Source organism: Rothia sp. HMSC061E04, assembly GCF_001813685.1.
GTDB classification, from domain to species: Bacteria; Actinomycetota; Actinomycetes; order Actinomycetales; family Micrococcaceae; genus Rothia; species Rothia mucilaginosa.
Genome location: NZ_KV813697.1, coordinates 54307 through 68008 on the forward strand (window position 1 = coordinate 54307; position 13702 = coordinate 68008).

Here is a 13702-nt window from a genome sequence, read left to right on the forward strand (position 1 = left end):
CCGCCTCTGATTCAAGCGCATCTCGAGGGGGTCCTTTTTTATGTTCGGTTCTACGGCGAACCGAGTAAGGAGAGCAGTGGTTTTGCCCAAGGAATCGTGCGTATTTCTGCCTTCAATAGAGGACCAGAGGGAATACCTTGTTGCCAAGAGATATTTTCCTCAGGGAACGACCCTGAGCGATGATGACCGAGACATGCTTGCATGCTCTAATTTCCACTACCTTCTGGGATACTTTCGTAATTACAACAAGTACAAGAGCGAGGGGCTTCTACCCGAAAACTCAGGCATCTCGGATGTTTTAAATCTTGTGCGCATGGATGTGAAGGTCTCTTCCCTCCTGTACGGGTACATGAGGCAGAGCGAACAAGCGATTCGAGTTGCATGGGTGGACGTATTCTGCACTTATCGTAGTCCCCATGAGTATCTCAACCCGGATGCATATATCTGTATGGACCAGGACAGGCCAGTAGATGCCCTCATCAAAGATATGATGCGGCATATCCTGCGATACCGTGAACCGTACGTTCGTGAGCGTATTGAGGAGTGGTGGAAATCCTGCGCTAAAAGTTCCTCTAAAACCCCCTCTGAAAACCTGGATGACTGGGAAGACGTTGAGGAGCTTCGAGAGATGATGCAAAAAGAGCTTCCTCTGTGGTCTGTTGTTGATTCGTTTTCTCTGGGACTTCTCTCCCACGCAGTGGTCCAAAGTTATGCATCAGAAACCTCCACTGAGACTGGAGATCCTGAAAAGATGTTGCTCTATAAAAAGACCGCAGAGCGTATGGGGGTGAACCATAAGCACTTTGAGGGCCGTCTTAGGTCTCTGACCACTCTGAGGAACCGTGTAGCTCATGGTTCTCGCCTCTGGAGGATGCCGACGACTGATACCTCTGCAAAGCCCAAAATTTTTGCTAAGGACCTTCGCGAGGCAGACCCGAAAGGTATGTTGGTCAGCTTCGCTAACGTTGCTCTTTTGCAGGGAAACACCCGTCGTCAGAGGGCGGCGTGGAAAGCGATAAAAGCTTTAGTGGAGCAGGATGAAAGCTACTGCGTTGGCGTAGGTTCGCAGAAAATCTTCTAAAAACAGCGACAGTCCCGCAGCTACCTCGCATTATGATGCTGGCGTTCTCATGGGGTTAAGAGAGGGGCGTACCCGGGTGATTCCCGGGTGCGCCCCTCCTTCTATGCCCGGTGTAATACCCGGCAGGGCATCCGGCGTGTTGGGGCGAGATTGAGGGCGCAGCATCGCCCCTAGTGGAGGGCAGTTCAGCTTTAAGGTAAACCTACCCTTATGTTCTGGGGTGCTGAGCCGGTATCCTAGTGTGGAGCCCGGCGGCCGGTACTCAGCACACACGCGTACCGACCGCCGGGTCTTTTCACGCGCGAAATATGACGAAATATATGTCCAAAATGTCGAAATATAACGCTATTTTTCGGTCATAAAAAGTTACTCGGTCACAGAAAAGAAAAAACTAGTCAGCTCCCAAAAAGAGCCATAAGCTAGCAATATATTTATCCCCCGCATTTTATGCATAACCTTAGCCGAGGACAGCATGACCGGATTTACGACGAAGGCAATTCACACTACGGACCGCGACAACCCGTACGGCTCCATCCTGCCTCCGATCTACACGACCACCACCTACGCCCAGCCCTGTGACGGCACCGAAGGCCCCTACGACTACCAGCGCGGCGGCAACCCCACCCGCGCGGCCCTCGAAACCACGCTCGCAACCCTCGAAGGCGCCAAGCACGCCTTCGCCTACCCCTCCGGAATGGGCGCCACCGCTGCCGCCCTCGGCATCCTCAAGGAAGGCGAGACCCTGCTGCTGGGCATGCCCTCCTACGGCGGCACCTACCGCTTCGCGACCATCGAGCTGCCCGCCCGCGGCGTCAAGACCCGCTTCATCGGCGACTTCACGGCCCTCACCGACGAGGACTTCACCGACAACGTGACCATGGTGTTCCTGGAGAGCCCCTCCAACCCGCTACTGCGCGTGAGTGACATCGCCGCCATCGCCGAAATCGCGCACCGCAACGGCGCAATCGTGGTCGTCGACAACACCTTCATGACCCCGCTGCTGCAGAAGCCCCTCGACCTGGGTGCAGACATCAGCGTGCAGTCCGCCACCAAGTACCTGGGCGGCCACGCCGACCTACTCGGAGGCGTCGCCGCAACCAATGATGACGCGCTCGCTGAGCGCCTCTGGCACCTGCAGATGATTACCGGCGCAATGCTTTCGCCCACCGACTCCTACCGCCTGCTGCAGGAGGTCAAGACCCTCAAGCTACGCCTGACCCAGCAGCAGAAAAACACCATCGAGGTCATCAACTACCTGGAGGCGCACCCCGCCGTGAAGCGCGTGCTCTACGCGGGTTCGCACAGCGAGTATGAGGCGCAGGTGCACGCCCGCCAGGCGAACGGCCTGGGCGCGCTCATCTCCATGGAGCTGGTGGACGGCGCAGACCTGCCCGCGTTCCTCGAAGCCCTGAAGATTTTCAGCCATGCGGTGAGCCTGGGCGGTATCGAGTCGCTGGTGGTTCGTCCCGCGCTCATGGTGCAGGCCGCCTACACGCAGGCGCACCGCGACGAATATGGCGTGAGCGACAACCTCATCCGCCTGGCCATCGGCATCGAGGAGATTGAGGACATTATCGAGGATTTGGAGCGCGGCCTGACCGCAGCCCTGGCGCATCAGGCATAGTCCCTGAACATGAGGCGCCGCACGACCGTATCGCGTGATTCGAGGTGCCCTAAATACGCGGTGTAATGTCACCCATAATAATTACTCAAAATACCCGGATTAATGTATTTCTTTCAATGTAAAAGAATGTTTTTAATGCGGGTATTTTGTGTACCCTCACCGCATTTTTATATGACGTTGCGTGAACATATTAACCCCCGTGAAGTTTAGCTAGAACGGCATAAAAAATGCGGGTAGGGTAAATCTCAGATACACGACGACACACACAGCTACACCCGCGTTCGGGGTAGCCGGACGAAAGAGAACCACCATGAGCCAGCAGAACCAGCTCGAACCGACCGGGTTCACGACCTGCACCATCCACGCCGTGCACGATGCCCGCTACGATGCGTCCGTGCCGCCGGTCTACCTGGCTAGCGCCTTCGGTACCGCAGGTGAGGACACCACCTACATGTACCAGCGCGGCGCGAACCCCACCCGCGATAACCTGCAGGCGACCCTCGCCACGCTTGAGGGGGCCGAGCACGCCTACGCGTACCCCTCCGGCATGGCGGCAACCGCGGCGGCCCTCGGCGTTCTGGAGGCGGGCGACACCCTGCTACTGGGCATGCCGACCTACGGCGGCACCTACCGCTTCGCGACCACCGAGCTGACTAAACGCGCTGTGAAGACCCGCTTCATCAGCGACTTCACGACCCTGAGCGATGAGGACTTCACCCCGGACGTGAAGGTCGTCTTCCTTGAGACCCCCACGAACCCTACCTTGCAGGTCACCGACATTGCCGCGGTTGCGGAGCTGGTGCACCGCCACGGCGCCCTGCTGATCGTGGACAATACCTTCATGACGCCCTACCTGCAGCGTCCCCTGGAACTCGGCGCTGACATCACCGTGCAATCTGCCACCAAGTTCCTGGCCGGCCACGCCGACCTGCTCGCCGGTGTCGCAGCCACGAACGACCCCGACCTGGCCATTCTGCTGCACCGCGGTCAGCTCGTCAGCGGCGCGCTGCTGCCCCCGATTGACTCCTACCGCCTGCTACAGGACGTGAAGACCCTGGCCCTGCGCCTGGAACGCCAGCAGCAGAACGCCCGCGAGCTCATCGAGTTCCTCTCCGAGCGCCCCGAGGTCGAGAAGATTTTCTACGCCGGTAGCTCCTCCGAGGAACAGACGGAGGTGCAGTCCCGTCAGGCCCGCGGCATCGGCTCCGTCTTTTCGCTGCTGCTCAAGGACGGCGGCGACGCGCAGGCCTTCGCCCGCTCTCTGCCCATCTTCGTGAACGCCGTGAGTCTGGGTGGCATCGAATCGCTCGTGAGCCTGCCCGCGCACACTACGCACGGCGCCTACGCCCAGGAGCACCGCGACGAGTTCGGCGTGGATGACCGCCTCGTGCGCCTGGCAATCGGCATTGAGGATATTCAGGACCTCATCGCGGCCCTGGAGATTGGCTTGAAGGCCGCCTTCTCCGGCTAGGTTCGTGCCGCCGGTTCATACCGCTGGCGAACGTCGCCGGTACATACCGCAGATTTCAACTTTTACACCACACATCAACGTAGATTAAGGAACCAAGAATGACCGTTCTCAACACCTCCGCCGTGCTGAACCGACGCTCCCTGCTACTGGGCGCGGCCCTCGCCGGAACCGCCGGCCTGCTCGCCGCCTGCTCCGGCGGTAATGGCTCCAGCGCAGGCTCCGCACAGAGCTCCTCCAACCTGCTGGAGTCCATCAAGTCCGCGGGCAAGATCCGCATCGGCGTGGAGGGTACCTACCGCCCCTACACCTACCACGACGCCTCCGGTAAGCTCGCCGGCTTCGAGTACGACATCGCCGAGACCCTCGCCAAGGATCTGGGCGTGACCGCCGAGTACATCGAAACCCCCTGGGACTCGCTTATCGCCGGCGTGGACGCGGGCCGCTACGACATCGTGCTCAATAACGTGGCACCCACCGAGGAACGTAAGAAGAAGTACGATTTCTCCGTGCCCTACGCGCACTCCCGTGCCCGCGTGGGCGTGAAGAAGGACTCGAGCCTGAAGAACGCCTCCGAAATCTCCGGCCATAGCGCCGCCCAGAGCGCCACCAGCAACTACCGCAAGCTCGTGGAGGAACGCGGCGCCACCATCATCGAAGTCACCGGCTTTGACGAGGCTATCGAGCAGGTGCTCACCGGTCGCGCCGAGCTGACCGCCAACGACTCCGTGTCCTTCGCCGAGTACTTCAAGGAGCACCCGGACGCCAACCTGCGCCTGCTGGATGGTGAGGTCGGCCCCGGCACCAACGTCGCCGTTCTGTTGCCCAAGAACCAGACCGCGCTGAAGGATGCGATTGACGCCTCCATCAAGAAGCACCTGGGCAACGGCGACTTCAAAGCAATTTTCGAGAAGCATGTGAGCGAGGACTTGAGCCCCGCCTCCTAAGCTTTCGTGAAAGGCTCGGAAGGGGCCCGGAAAGGGTTCACCCGCCAGGACTTCTGAAATTGTGTCGTGGTTAATGTCTCTGCGGCTTATCCTGAACCGATGAGAGAATATGACGGAATGTTACGTTGAATTCTTTCCCACCGGGAATAGCTGTAGGATAGCCAGCGTTGCACCCGCAGAGAGGGGCACACCGCACGATGCCCCCGGGTTACCGCAGGGTGACAACCCGCAACTACAAGAGCATCAACCACCACACGAAAGAAGAACACTATGTCCGCAATGATTAACCGCCGCACCGTCCTCGCAGGCTCCGCGTTCACCGGCCTGGCTGCGCTACTCGCAGCGTGCGGTTCGTCCAGCAGCACCGCATCCAGCACCAACAAGCTGGAGGCTATTAAGTCTGCTGGCAAGATCCGTGTGGGCCTGGAGGGCACCTACCGCCCCTTCTCCTTCCACGACTCGAACGGAACCCTGGTCGGTTTCGAGAAGGAAATCATCGACCTGGTCGCTAAGGACCTGGGCGTGACCGCAGAGTTCACCGAAACCCCCTGGGATTCGCTGATCGCCGGCGTGGATGCTGACCGCTACGACATCGTCATCAACAACGTTTCTGCAACCGATGAGCGTAAGCAGAAGTACGACTTCTCCGTACCCTACCTCTACTCGGAGCCGAAGGTTGCCGTGAAGAAGGATTCTTCCCTGCAGAACGTGAGCGAGATTTCCGGGCACTCCTCGGCGCAGTCTGAGACCTCGAACTTCCGCAAGATGGTGGAGGCGAAGGGCGCCTCGATTGTGGTTGTTTCCGGTTTCGATGAGGCTATCGAACAGGTCCTCTCGGGCCGTGCAGAGATGACCGCGAACGACTCCGTGTCCTTCGCTGAGTACCTCAAGGAGCACCCGAACGCTAACCTGCGCCTGCTCTCCGGTGACCTGGGCACCGGAAGCAACTCCTCCATCCTGATGGCTAAGGGCCAGGACGCCCTGCGTAACGCTATCGACGAGTCGCTGAAGAAGCACCTGCAGAACGGTGACATCAAGGCGATTTACGAGAAGTACGTGGGCGAAGACCTCTCCCCGAAGAACTAATTAAAGGAGCTGAGTTCCGTTCATGGAACGCTACCTGAATCTTTGGGCTGAGTCCCTGCCCCAGCTGCTGGGTTCGACCCTGGCAGTGACCATTCCGCTGTCGTTGATTTCTTTCGCGGTGGCGCTGCTGGTGGGAATTGTTTCTGCTGGCGCGCGCACGAGCCGCTTCGCACCGGTGAACTGGCTGGCGTGGGTGTACATTTGGGTTTTCCGCGGCACCCCGCTGCTGGTGCAGCTGTTCATCGTCTTTTACGGCCTGCCGAAGATCGGTATTGCTCTGGACGTGTGGAGTGCCGCAATCATCACGATGAGCCTGCACACCGGCGCGTACGTGGCGGAGACTTTCCGTTCCGCGGTGGCGGCTATTCCACGCGGCCAGTTTGAGGCGGCGGCAACTCTGAACTTCACCCGCATGCAGACCCTGCGCCACGTGGTTATTCCGCAGGCGGTGCGTATTGCTCTGCCGAACCTGGGCAATAACTTCATTGACCTGATTAAGGGCACCTCGCTGGTGTCGGTCATTTCGATGGTTGACCTGTTCCAGACCGGTAAGCAGATCGCTTCGCGTACCTTCGAGCCGCTGGCAATGTACTCCGAGGTCGCCATCATTTACCTGGTGATTTTCACTCTGCTGACCGCCGCACAGTCGGCGCTGGAGAAGTACAGCAACCGTTACGTGAGGAGCAACAATGCTTAGCGTTGAATCCCTGTCGAAGAGCTTCGGTGAAACGCAGGTGCTCAAGAACATTAGCCTGGACATCCCCGACGGCGAGACCACGGTGATTCTGGGTCCCTCCGGTAGCGGTAAGTCGACTCTGCTGCGTTGCCTGAACCTGCTGGAGACCCCGCAGTCCGGCACGCTTACCATTGATGACGCGCAGGTGGATTACAGCCAGAAGCTCACCGACGCGCAGGTGCGTGATATTCGCTCCCGTTCGGCGATGGTGTTCCAACAGTTCAACCTGTTCCCGAACTATACGGCGTTGAAGAACGTGGCGCTCGCCCCGACCCTCAACGGCACCCTGAATGCTCAGCAGGCGCAGGAGCGTGCCCGCGAACTGCTGGCGAAGGTGGGTCTTGCCGACAAGGTGGATTCCTACCCGGACGCCCTCTCTGGCGGCCAGCAGCAGCGTGTGGCGATTGCCCGCGCCCTGGCACTGGAACCCTCCTACCTGCTCTTTGATGAGCCGACGAGTGCGCTGGATCCCGAGCTGGAGGCGGAAGTTATCCGCGTGCTGATGCAGCTGGCGAAGGAGGGCCGCTCCCTGGTCATCGTGACGCACAATATGGCGTTTGCGAAGAAGGTCGCGGATCGTATCGTGTTCCTGGAGAACGGTACCCTGCGTTATAACGGGGAGCCGACCGGTTTCTTTGTTTCGGATGATGAGCGTATCCGTAAGTTCTTGACCGTGTACGACAGCACCGAGTACACGATTTAGCTGTACTGTACATAGTAAATATGGGCTGGTTCCTGGCTGTCAGATAAGCATCTGACAAGCGGAAACCAGCCTATATTCTATATTCAGCATATATCGGTTTTATTCTGAAAGCCCCTTGGAGCGGCGGTACTCCTCCAGCTGCTCAGCATTAATTACCTCAAGCTGCTCAGTGAGCGGAGCACCAGGGGCCCAGCCCTCATTAGCAACGGCACGGTCCTCCTGCTTACCAAAAGTGAAGAGACGCGGGCGAGGCACACGCAGCTCAGCCGGGGTGGTCGGCAGCTGCCAATTCTTCATATGGGAGAGCACACCAAACACCAGACACAGGATGATAGACAGTGCCATCGCCAGGTTAGGGCGGTGGAACAAGCCGGTTACCAGAGCGGTTTCAGAAGCACCCACAAACGCGACCGTCGCGTACAGGGAATTACCACCAAAGATCGCCGGGATGCGATTGACCATAATGTCACGGATAACGCCGCCACCGACCGCGGTGGTCACACCCAGTGCAATAGCGGGTAGCCAGTGCAGGCCCAAGTTCAGGGACTTAATGGTGCCGGTTGCCGCCCACGCACCCATACCGATGAAGTCAATGATGAGCATGGTTCGGGTCGCCCAGCGGGCACTCAAATCGATGCTGTACGCAAGGATGGAAGATACGATAGCACCCACCCAGTAGCCGCCGTCGGTGAGAGCCACGGGCAGTCCGGAGTTCAGTAGGATGTCACGAATCATACCGCCGCCCATGCCACAGGCGACCGCGAGCAGTAGGAAGCCCACGATGTCGAATCGGAAGGCGCGCGCCACAGCACCGCCGAGCAGGCCGTTAGCGACAACGGCGGCAATGTCGACGATGCGGAATACCTGATCTGGGTCAAAGAGCTCGTGCATGGGCGTTCTCCTGCGTACGTGATGCGTGTGCTGTGGGTGTCGGTAGGGGAAGTGCGCGCAACGGGGGGGTCGGGTGACGACGTTATCACCGCATACGGCTCTGTTTGCCTGTGCGCGTACCTGAAATGGCACCGATTTATTGTAGACCCGCCGCCGCCTCTGCTCCTAGTTGAGAGACGCTTGTTTCAAGCTCTACGGCTTAGTGGTTTAGCCCAGTGCCTTAGCCAGCTTGAACGAGTCGAGCCGTATGAGAATTGCCTTATCGATAGCATGCAAGGGTGATGCATCCTGCCGCCTCTACGGGGGCGTAGCCGTAGCGTTTGTAGAGCGCAACGGCGTGTTCAGTACCGACGTCGGTAGTAATGAGTCGCTGTCGAATGTCTTCTCGGTCAAAGTCCTCAATGACACGCTTTAGAAGCGCAGAACCAATGCCCTGTCGTTGGGCGTGCGGATGCACTAGGAGGTCCTGAATGTAGGCGATAGAGTGTCCGTCCCCGACGGCGCGGACTAGCCCGACGAGCCGTCCCATTCCGTCCGTGATTGCCTCTCGTGCGGTGTAAAGATACCGCGATCCTTCCACCATCGGGATGAGACGTTCGGGTGTTTTGGTATAGGCACTCCAGCCGACAGAATCGTAAAGCTCTGTGAGTTCTTTCACGCTGGGATAGGGGCTAGTGGAGTCCAAAATACAGTACTGCATACAGGCATTGTATAGCGCCAAATCGGGGAAGTTTAGAAACTTCTGCCCAACACGTTGCTGGGCTTGAGGGCATAGAGGAAGCGGCGCATCCGACCCGTAAAGGGGTGGACGCGCCGCTTCTGTGTAAGCTCTAACGCTTAGTGGGTTTAGCCCAGTGCTTCAGCCAGCTGAATGCCCTGTGCCACGCCACCGAGGGTTGCAGCAATACGAATCAGGTCGTTGACCTGCTCCTTGGTTGCGCCCTCTTCACGCAGGGTGTGCTCGTGAGCCTCAACGCAGTGGGAGCAGCCGTTGACTGCGGACACTGCCAGAGCGAACATCTCGAAGTCCAGCTTCTCAATGCCACCGTTCTTGCCGATGATCTGCATACGCAGGTTTGCGCGCTGGTCATCGTATGCACCGTTCAGGAAGCCACGGGTGCGGTAGAAGATGTTGTTCATGCCCATGATGGATGCAGCACCCAGAGCAGCCTCGTAAGCGGTGTCGCTCAGGTGCTCCTTAGCCTCTGCAGCAATCTCAACAACGACAGAGTCAATCTTGGTTGCTGCTGCGGTTGCGAGGATTGCGCCCCAGAGCTGCTGCTCGGACAGGGAGGTGATGCGGGGCAGGGAGGACAGGTTGAGGTTCATGTCCTTCGCGTAGGAAGGCAGAGCCGAACGCAGGTTATCGATGCTCATGGATTACTTCATCTCCTTGAATGCGTCGATGGTCTCTGCACCCTTCTTCCAGTTGCATGCGCACAGCTCGTCGGACTGCAGTGCGTCCAGCTGGCGGAGCACCTCGTCGGTGTTACGGCCGACGGAGTCAGCGGTAATGGAGACCGACTGGATGGTGTTGTGGGGATCGATGATGAAGGTTGCGCGGTCTGCAACGCCGTCCTTGTTCAGGATGCCCAGTGCTGCGGTCAGTTCGCGCTTGAGGTCGGATGCCATGACGATGGGCAGGTCCACGAGCTCTTCGTGGGAGCGGCGCCATGCGTAGTGGGTGTACTCGTTGTCAACGGAAACACCGATTACCTGGGTGTCGCGTGCCTCGAACTCGTCAGCGAGCTTGCCGAATGCAGCAATCTCGGTGGGGCAAACGAAGGTGAAGTCCTTCGGCCAGAAGAAGACGACGCGCCAGGTGTCTTCGTCCAGACCCTCAGAGGAGACGGTGGTGAAGTAGTCTTCGGGCTTGGTTGCTTCGATGTCAGCCAGCTTACCGGGGACAACGCCGGTGAGCTCGTATGCGGGGAACTGGTCGCCGATGGTCAGAACTGCCATAGTGTTCTTCTTTCTGCTTTGTACCGCGCGGATTCGTTGCGCGGCGCTTATTTTTACTGCCCAGTGGGCGGGCTCGATAACTATTTTATTATGAATAATTCATAATAATCAAGTGGTGTTGGAATAAAACCCGAAGGTTTAACTATGATTTGCATCACCGAACATTCTGGGGTGTCCAAAAAGCTTCTCTACGTGCAAATCTCCCCCGTGCAAATATCCATGCGCAAATCCCACATGTAAACCCCAGGGTTTAAGCTCGAACCATGACCCCCGAACACAGCGACTTTTCTGAGCACAGCGAACACGTAGAGCCCAACCAGCCCGAACTCATTACCGAGCGCCTCACCCTCCGCCACCTGTGCGAGGCGGACATCCCCGACATCGTGGAATCCTGCCGCGACGAAGAAACCCTCCGCTACACCCGCCTCCCGTTGAACTACACGCGCGCCGACGCCGAAGACTACCTGCTCACCACCGCCCGCCAGATTGCCGCCGGGCAGATTCAGCGTTGGGCGATTGACGCCTCCGGCGTGTTTGCCGGGACCATTGAACTGCGCCTGCCCGAGGGCACCCCCGAAAGCCCCGGAACCCGCGCCGAACTGGGCTATTATGCCGCCCCGAAAGTGCGCGGCAAGGGCTACATGACCGAGGCGCTGCGTGCCGTCCTCGGCTACGCTTTCGACCCGCTTGGCTTGGGGCTTGAGAGTGTGCGCTGGACCGCCCTGGCGGGTAACGAGCCCTCCGAACGAGTGGCGGTTAAAGCGGGTTTCACCGGCATCTACGACGATATTGACCCGAGCTCCGGCCGCCCCGACGAGAACGGCCACCCGGTGCAGCATCGGGTGCGCCGCGCCGATATGACCCGCGCCCAGTTCGCGGCGCTCTGGTCTGACTAGCTCTGGGCTAGCTAAACCGCGCTACTTTAGTCCGCGCTACCTGATGCCGAAGCCGCGGAACGAGCCGGACGGCTCCTCCCACTCGACGAGCACCTCATCCACGCGGCCCGCGGTGTCGCCGCCGCGCAGAATATCTACCAGGCGAGCGCAGGAGACGGAGGTACCCTCCGCAACGACTTTCACGCGCCCGTCGTCAAGGTTTTCGGCGTAGCCGGTCAGGCCCATGGGCTTGGCGGTTCCGGCGCACCACCAGCGGAAGCCCACACCCTGCACTTTGCCGCTGACAAAAGCGACGAGGCGGATTTCGGCGGGTTCTGCCGGAGTGCGGTCGGTGAAGAAATCAAAGAAACCCATGGGTCCTCCCGGGGTCATCTCATTGGGGGTGGTCTGATGTGGGTGAGCGCCGGTGGTGGCGCTCTGATAGCTTCTATAGCTTCAGTCTAGAGGGTTCGGCCCGCGCCCGGCGAGGTGCCGCGCGCTCGCCGGTCAGCGGCTGCTAAGCGCTGATTAGGGTAGAGCAACCGGAGCCGCGCCCACAAGGGGAGTAAGATGGGGTGATATTTATCAGCGGCAACGCTGAACACACAGACTGTACCCGCAACGCTCATCCGCTGGAGGATCATTGAGTTCACGCCCCAAGAAAGCGCCTCTCGTCGGTAACCCGGCGAAGACACCCTACAAGCCCTGGCCTGCTCTCTGGTCCCTGGTTGTTGGCTTCTTCATGATCCTGGTGGATGGCAATATTGTCACCATCGCCCTGCCGCACATGCTGCAGGATTTGGATGCGTCGCTGTCGGCGGGCATGTGGGTGACGAGCGCCTACCTGCTGGCGTATGCGGTGCCGCTGCTCATTACCGGCCGTATGGGTGACCGCTTCGGTCAGAAGAACCTGTACATGATCGGTATGGCTATTTTTACGCTTGCTTCCTTGTGGTGTGGTCTGGCACCGAACGTTGAATCGCTGATTACTGCCCGCGTGGTGCAGGGCCTGGGTGCGTCGCTGATGACCCCGCAGACCATGTCTCTGATTACGCTGATGTTCCCGCCGAATGCGCGCGGTGTTGCGATGAGTATTTGGGGTGCGACGGCGGGTGTCGCCTCGCTGGTTGGCCCGATTCTGGGCGGCGTGCTCGTGGATGCCCTGAATTGGAGCTGGATTTTCTTCGTGAACATTCCGGTGGGTTTGGTCGGTCTGTTCTTGGCGTGGCGTAACGTGCCGGTGTTTGAGCAGAAGAAGCACAGCTTCGACTGGTTGGGCGTGGTGCTTTCGGCGGTCGGTCTGTTCCTGCTAGTTTTCGGTATTCAGGAAGGTGCCACCTACGACTGGGGCACCATGACCGATTCGTTCCTGGGCACCGGTATTGCGGTGAGCGTGTGGGGTCTGATTATTGCCGGCATTCTGGTGCTGGGTCTGTTCATTGGTTGGCAGGCTATTAACCCGCGTGAGCCGCTGGTTCCGCTGAGCCTGTTCAGTGACCGTAACTTCTCCGTGTCGAATGTGGCTATCTCCGCTATGGGTGTGGTCGCTATCAGCATGGCATTCCCGCTGACCCTGTACCTGCAGCAGGTGGAGGGCCTGGACCCGACCCAGGCTGCGCTGATGACCGCCCCGATGGCGTTGTTCTCGGGCGCGTTGGCGCCGGTGGTGGGTGCGCGTCTGAACCGTAACGACCCGAAGTGGATTGCCGTGATTGGCTTTACGCTGATGGTTGTTGGTTTTGCTCTGCTCCGCCCGACGATGGTTGCGGAAGGCAACCTGTGGCTGATGGTTGGTCCGATGATTATTCTGGGTGCGGCGAACGCCTGCATTTGGGGTCCGCTGTCGGTGTCTGCGACCCGTAACCTGCCGCCGCAGCGTGCCGGTGCCGGTTCGGGCGTGTACAACGAGACCCGCCAGATGGCGTCGGTGCTGGGTTCGGCTGCGATTACGACGATTATGGCTTCTGCGATTACCTCGCACCTGTCCGCGTTGGGTCCGGCTGCCGCAGCGGGCGGTAGCTCTCACGGCAGCGCTGCTGGAGGCGTGCTTCCGCAGGTCCTGCGTGAACCCTACGCGGCGGCAATGGCTGATTCCATGATGCTGCCCCTGGTTGCCGCGGCGGTGGGCGCGGTCGTGTGCCTGTTCTATGCCTCCATGAAGACCTCCGAGGCGAAGGGCGCCGCACAGAACGCTGAGGTGGAGACTGAGGCAGAAAACACTAAATAGAGGCTTATCAGAGCGCTTTTACGTAATGTTCGCCATCTCAACGCGAATACGGTGCGTACACCGGGACAAGGCATGTAAGCGCTGTGTATGATGAAGCGGGTT

At 59.3% G+C, this 13702-nt stretch carries 14 protein-coding genes; 9 read left to right on the forward strand and 5 right to left on the reverse strand.

Annotated features, from left to right (window positions below):
* The first annotated feature begins 76 nt into the window (after window positions 1–76).
* The 7 genes from HMPREF2927_RS02315 (at window position 77) to HMPREF2927_RS02345 (ending at window position 7645) form a co-directional block, all read left to right on the forward strand.
* The gene (locus tag HMPREF2927_RS02315; protein WP_070685182.1) at window positions 77–1081 is read left to right on the forward strand and encodes an Abi family protein; all 1005 of its coding nucleotides are present in this window, start codon (window positions 77–79) and stop codon (window positions 1079–1081) included.
* A 472-nt stretch (window positions 1082–1553) separates the two neighbouring features.
* Window positions 1554–2705 (forward strand): trans-sulfuration enzyme family protein, encoded by a 1152-nt coding sequence (locus HMPREF2927_RS02320; protein ID WP_070685184.1) that lies wholly within the window; start codon window positions 1554–1556, stop codon window positions 2703–2705.
* A 310-nt stretch (window positions 2706–3015) separates the two neighbouring features.
* Complete coding sequence (locus HMPREF2927_RS02325) at window positions 3016–4176, forward strand: trans-sulfuration enzyme family protein (protein WP_070685185.1); 1161 nt, start codon at window positions 3016–3018, stop codon at window positions 4174–4176.
* Window positions 4177–4274: 98 nt separating this feature from the next.
* A complete protein-coding gene (locus tag HMPREF2927_RS02330) occupies window positions 4275–5120 on the forward strand; it encodes a transporter substrate-binding domain-containing protein (protein WP_070685186.1) in 846 nt (281 codons plus the stop codon).
* A 270-nt stretch (window positions 5121–5390) separates the two neighbouring features.
* Window positions 5391–6206 (forward strand): transporter substrate-binding domain-containing protein, encoded by an 816-nt coding sequence (locus tag HMPREF2927_RS02335; RefSeq protein WP_070685187.1) that lies wholly within the window; start codon window positions 5391–5393, stop codon window positions 6204–6206.
* A 22-nt stretch (window positions 6207–6228) separates the two neighbouring features.
* A complete protein-coding gene (locus HMPREF2927_RS02340) occupies window positions 6229–6903 on the forward strand; it encodes an amino acid ABC transporter permease (RefSeq protein WP_070685189.1) in 675 nt (224 codons plus the stop codon).
* Window positions 6896–7645 (forward strand): amino acid ABC transporter ATP-binding protein, encoded by a 750-nt coding sequence (locus HMPREF2927_RS02345; protein ID WP_070685191.1) that lies wholly within the window; start codon window positions 6896–6898, stop codon window positions 7643–7645. The genes HMPREF2927_RS02340 and HMPREF2927_RS02345 overlap by 8 nt, the downstream gene beginning before the upstream one ends.
* Before the next feature lie 99 nt (window positions 7646–7744).
* Here HMPREF2927_RS02345 and HMPREF2927_RS02350 read toward each other — a convergent pair whose 3' ends face one another.
* From HMPREF2927_RS02350 to HMPREF2927_RS02365, 4 genes are all read right to left on the reverse strand, one after another.
* Entirely contained in the window at window positions 7745–8536 is a 792-nt protein-coding gene (locus tag HMPREF2927_RS02350; RefSeq protein WP_070685193.1) for a trimeric intracellular cation channel family protein, read from the reverse strand.
* 259 nt (window positions 8537–8795) lie between these two features.
* Window positions 8796–9236: a GNAT family N-acetyltransferase gene (locus HMPREF2927_RS09215; RefSeq protein ID WP_070685342.1), complete on the reverse strand. Its 441-nt coding sequence runs from the start codon at window positions 9234–9236 to the stop codon at window positions 8796–8798.
* A gap of 146 nt (window positions 9237–9382) precedes the next feature.
* The gene (locus HMPREF2927_RS02360; RefSeq protein WP_070685194.1) at window positions 9383–9913 is read right to left on the reverse strand and encodes an alkylhydroperoxidase, AhpD family; all 531 of its coding nucleotides are present in this window, start codon (window positions 9911–9913) and stop codon (window positions 9383–9385) included.
* A 3-nt stretch (window positions 9914–9916) separates the two neighbouring features.
* Window positions 9917–10498, reverse strand: coding sequence for a peroxiredoxin (locus HMPREF2927_RS02365; protein ID WP_070685197.1), 582 nt, complete (start codon window positions 10496–10498; stop codon window positions 9917–9919).
* A 263-nt stretch (window positions 10499–10761) separates the two neighbouring features.
* Between HMPREF2927_RS02365 and HMPREF2927_RS02370 the strand changes: the two genes are divergently transcribed.
* Window positions 10762–11394, forward strand: coding sequence for a GNAT family N-acetyltransferase (locus HMPREF2927_RS02370; RefSeq protein WP_005507261.1), 633 nt, complete (start codon window positions 10762–10764; stop codon window positions 11392–11394).
* A 36-nt stretch (window positions 11395–11430) separates the two neighbouring features.
* Here the strand turns inward: HMPREF2927_RS02370 and HMPREF2927_RS02375 are convergent, their stop codons facing one another.
* Window positions 11431–11748: an acylphosphatase gene (locus HMPREF2927_RS02375; RefSeq protein ID WP_070685199.1), complete on the reverse strand. Its 318-nt coding sequence runs from the start codon at window positions 11746–11748 to the stop codon at window positions 11431–11433.
* A gap of 268 nt (window positions 11749–12016) precedes the next feature.
* Here HMPREF2927_RS02375 and HMPREF2927_RS02380 point away from each other — a divergent pair, with 268 nt between their 5' ends.
* The gene (locus tag HMPREF2927_RS02380) at window positions 12017–13600 is read left to right on the forward strand and encodes a DHA2 family efflux MFS transporter permease subunit (RefSeq protein WP_070685201.1); all 1584 of its coding nucleotides are present in this window, start codon (window positions 12017–12019) and stop codon (window positions 13598–13600) included.
* The last annotated feature ends 102 nt before the right edge of the window (window positions 13601–13702 follow it).

Excerpts from the sequence above, each read along its gene's own strand:
- HMPREF2927_RS02320 (WP_070685184.1), top strand. The coding sequence starts at position 1,554 with ATGACCGGATTTACGACGAAGGCAATTCACACTACGGACCGCGACAAC.
- HMPREF2927_RS02325 (WP_070685185.1), top strand. The coding sequence starts at position 3,016 with ATGAGCCAGCAGAACCAGCTCGAACCGACCGGGTTCACGACCTGCACC.
- HMPREF2927_RS02330 (WP_070685186.1), top strand. The coding sequence starts at position 4,275 with ATGACCGTTCTCAACACCTCCGCCGTGCTGAACCGACGCTCCCTGCTA.
- HMPREF2927_RS02335 (WP_070685187.1), top strand. The coding sequence starts at position 5,391 with ATGTCCGCAATGATTAACCGCCGCACCGTCCTCGCAGGCTCCGCGTTC.
- HMPREF2927_RS02340 (WP_070685189.1), top strand. The coding sequence starts at position 6,229 with ATGGAACGCTACCTGAATCTTTGGGCTGAGTCCCTGCCCCAGCTGCTG.
- HMPREF2927_RS02345 (WP_070685191.1), top strand. The coding sequence starts at position 6,896 with ATGCTTAGCGTTGAATCCCTGTCGAAGAGCTTCGGTGAAACGCAGGTG.
- HMPREF2927_RS02350 (WP_070685193.1), bottom strand. The coding sequence starts at position 8,536 with ATGCACGAGCTCTTTGACCCAGATCAGGTATTCCGCATCGTCGACATT.
- HMPREF2927_RS09215 (WP_070685342.1), bottom strand. The coding sequence starts at position 9,236 with ATGCAGTACTGTATTTTGGACTCCACTAGCCCCTATCCCAGCGTGAAA.
- HMPREF2927_RS02360 (WP_070685194.1), bottom strand. The coding sequence starts at position 9,913 with ATGAGCATCGATAACCTGCGTTCGGCTCTGCCTTCCTACGCGAAGGAC.
- HMPREF2927_RS02365 (WP_070685197.1), bottom strand. The coding sequence starts at position 10,498 with ATGGCAGTTCTGACCATCGGCGACCAGTTCCCCGCATACGAGCTCACC.
- HMPREF2927_RS02370 (WP_005507261.1), top strand. The coding sequence starts at position 10,762 with ATGACCCCCGAACACAGCGACTTTTCTGAGCACAGCGAACACGTAGAG.
- HMPREF2927_RS02375 (WP_070685199.1), bottom strand. The coding sequence starts at position 11,748 with ATGGGTTTCTTTGATTTCTTCACCGACCGCACTCCGGCAGAACCCGCC.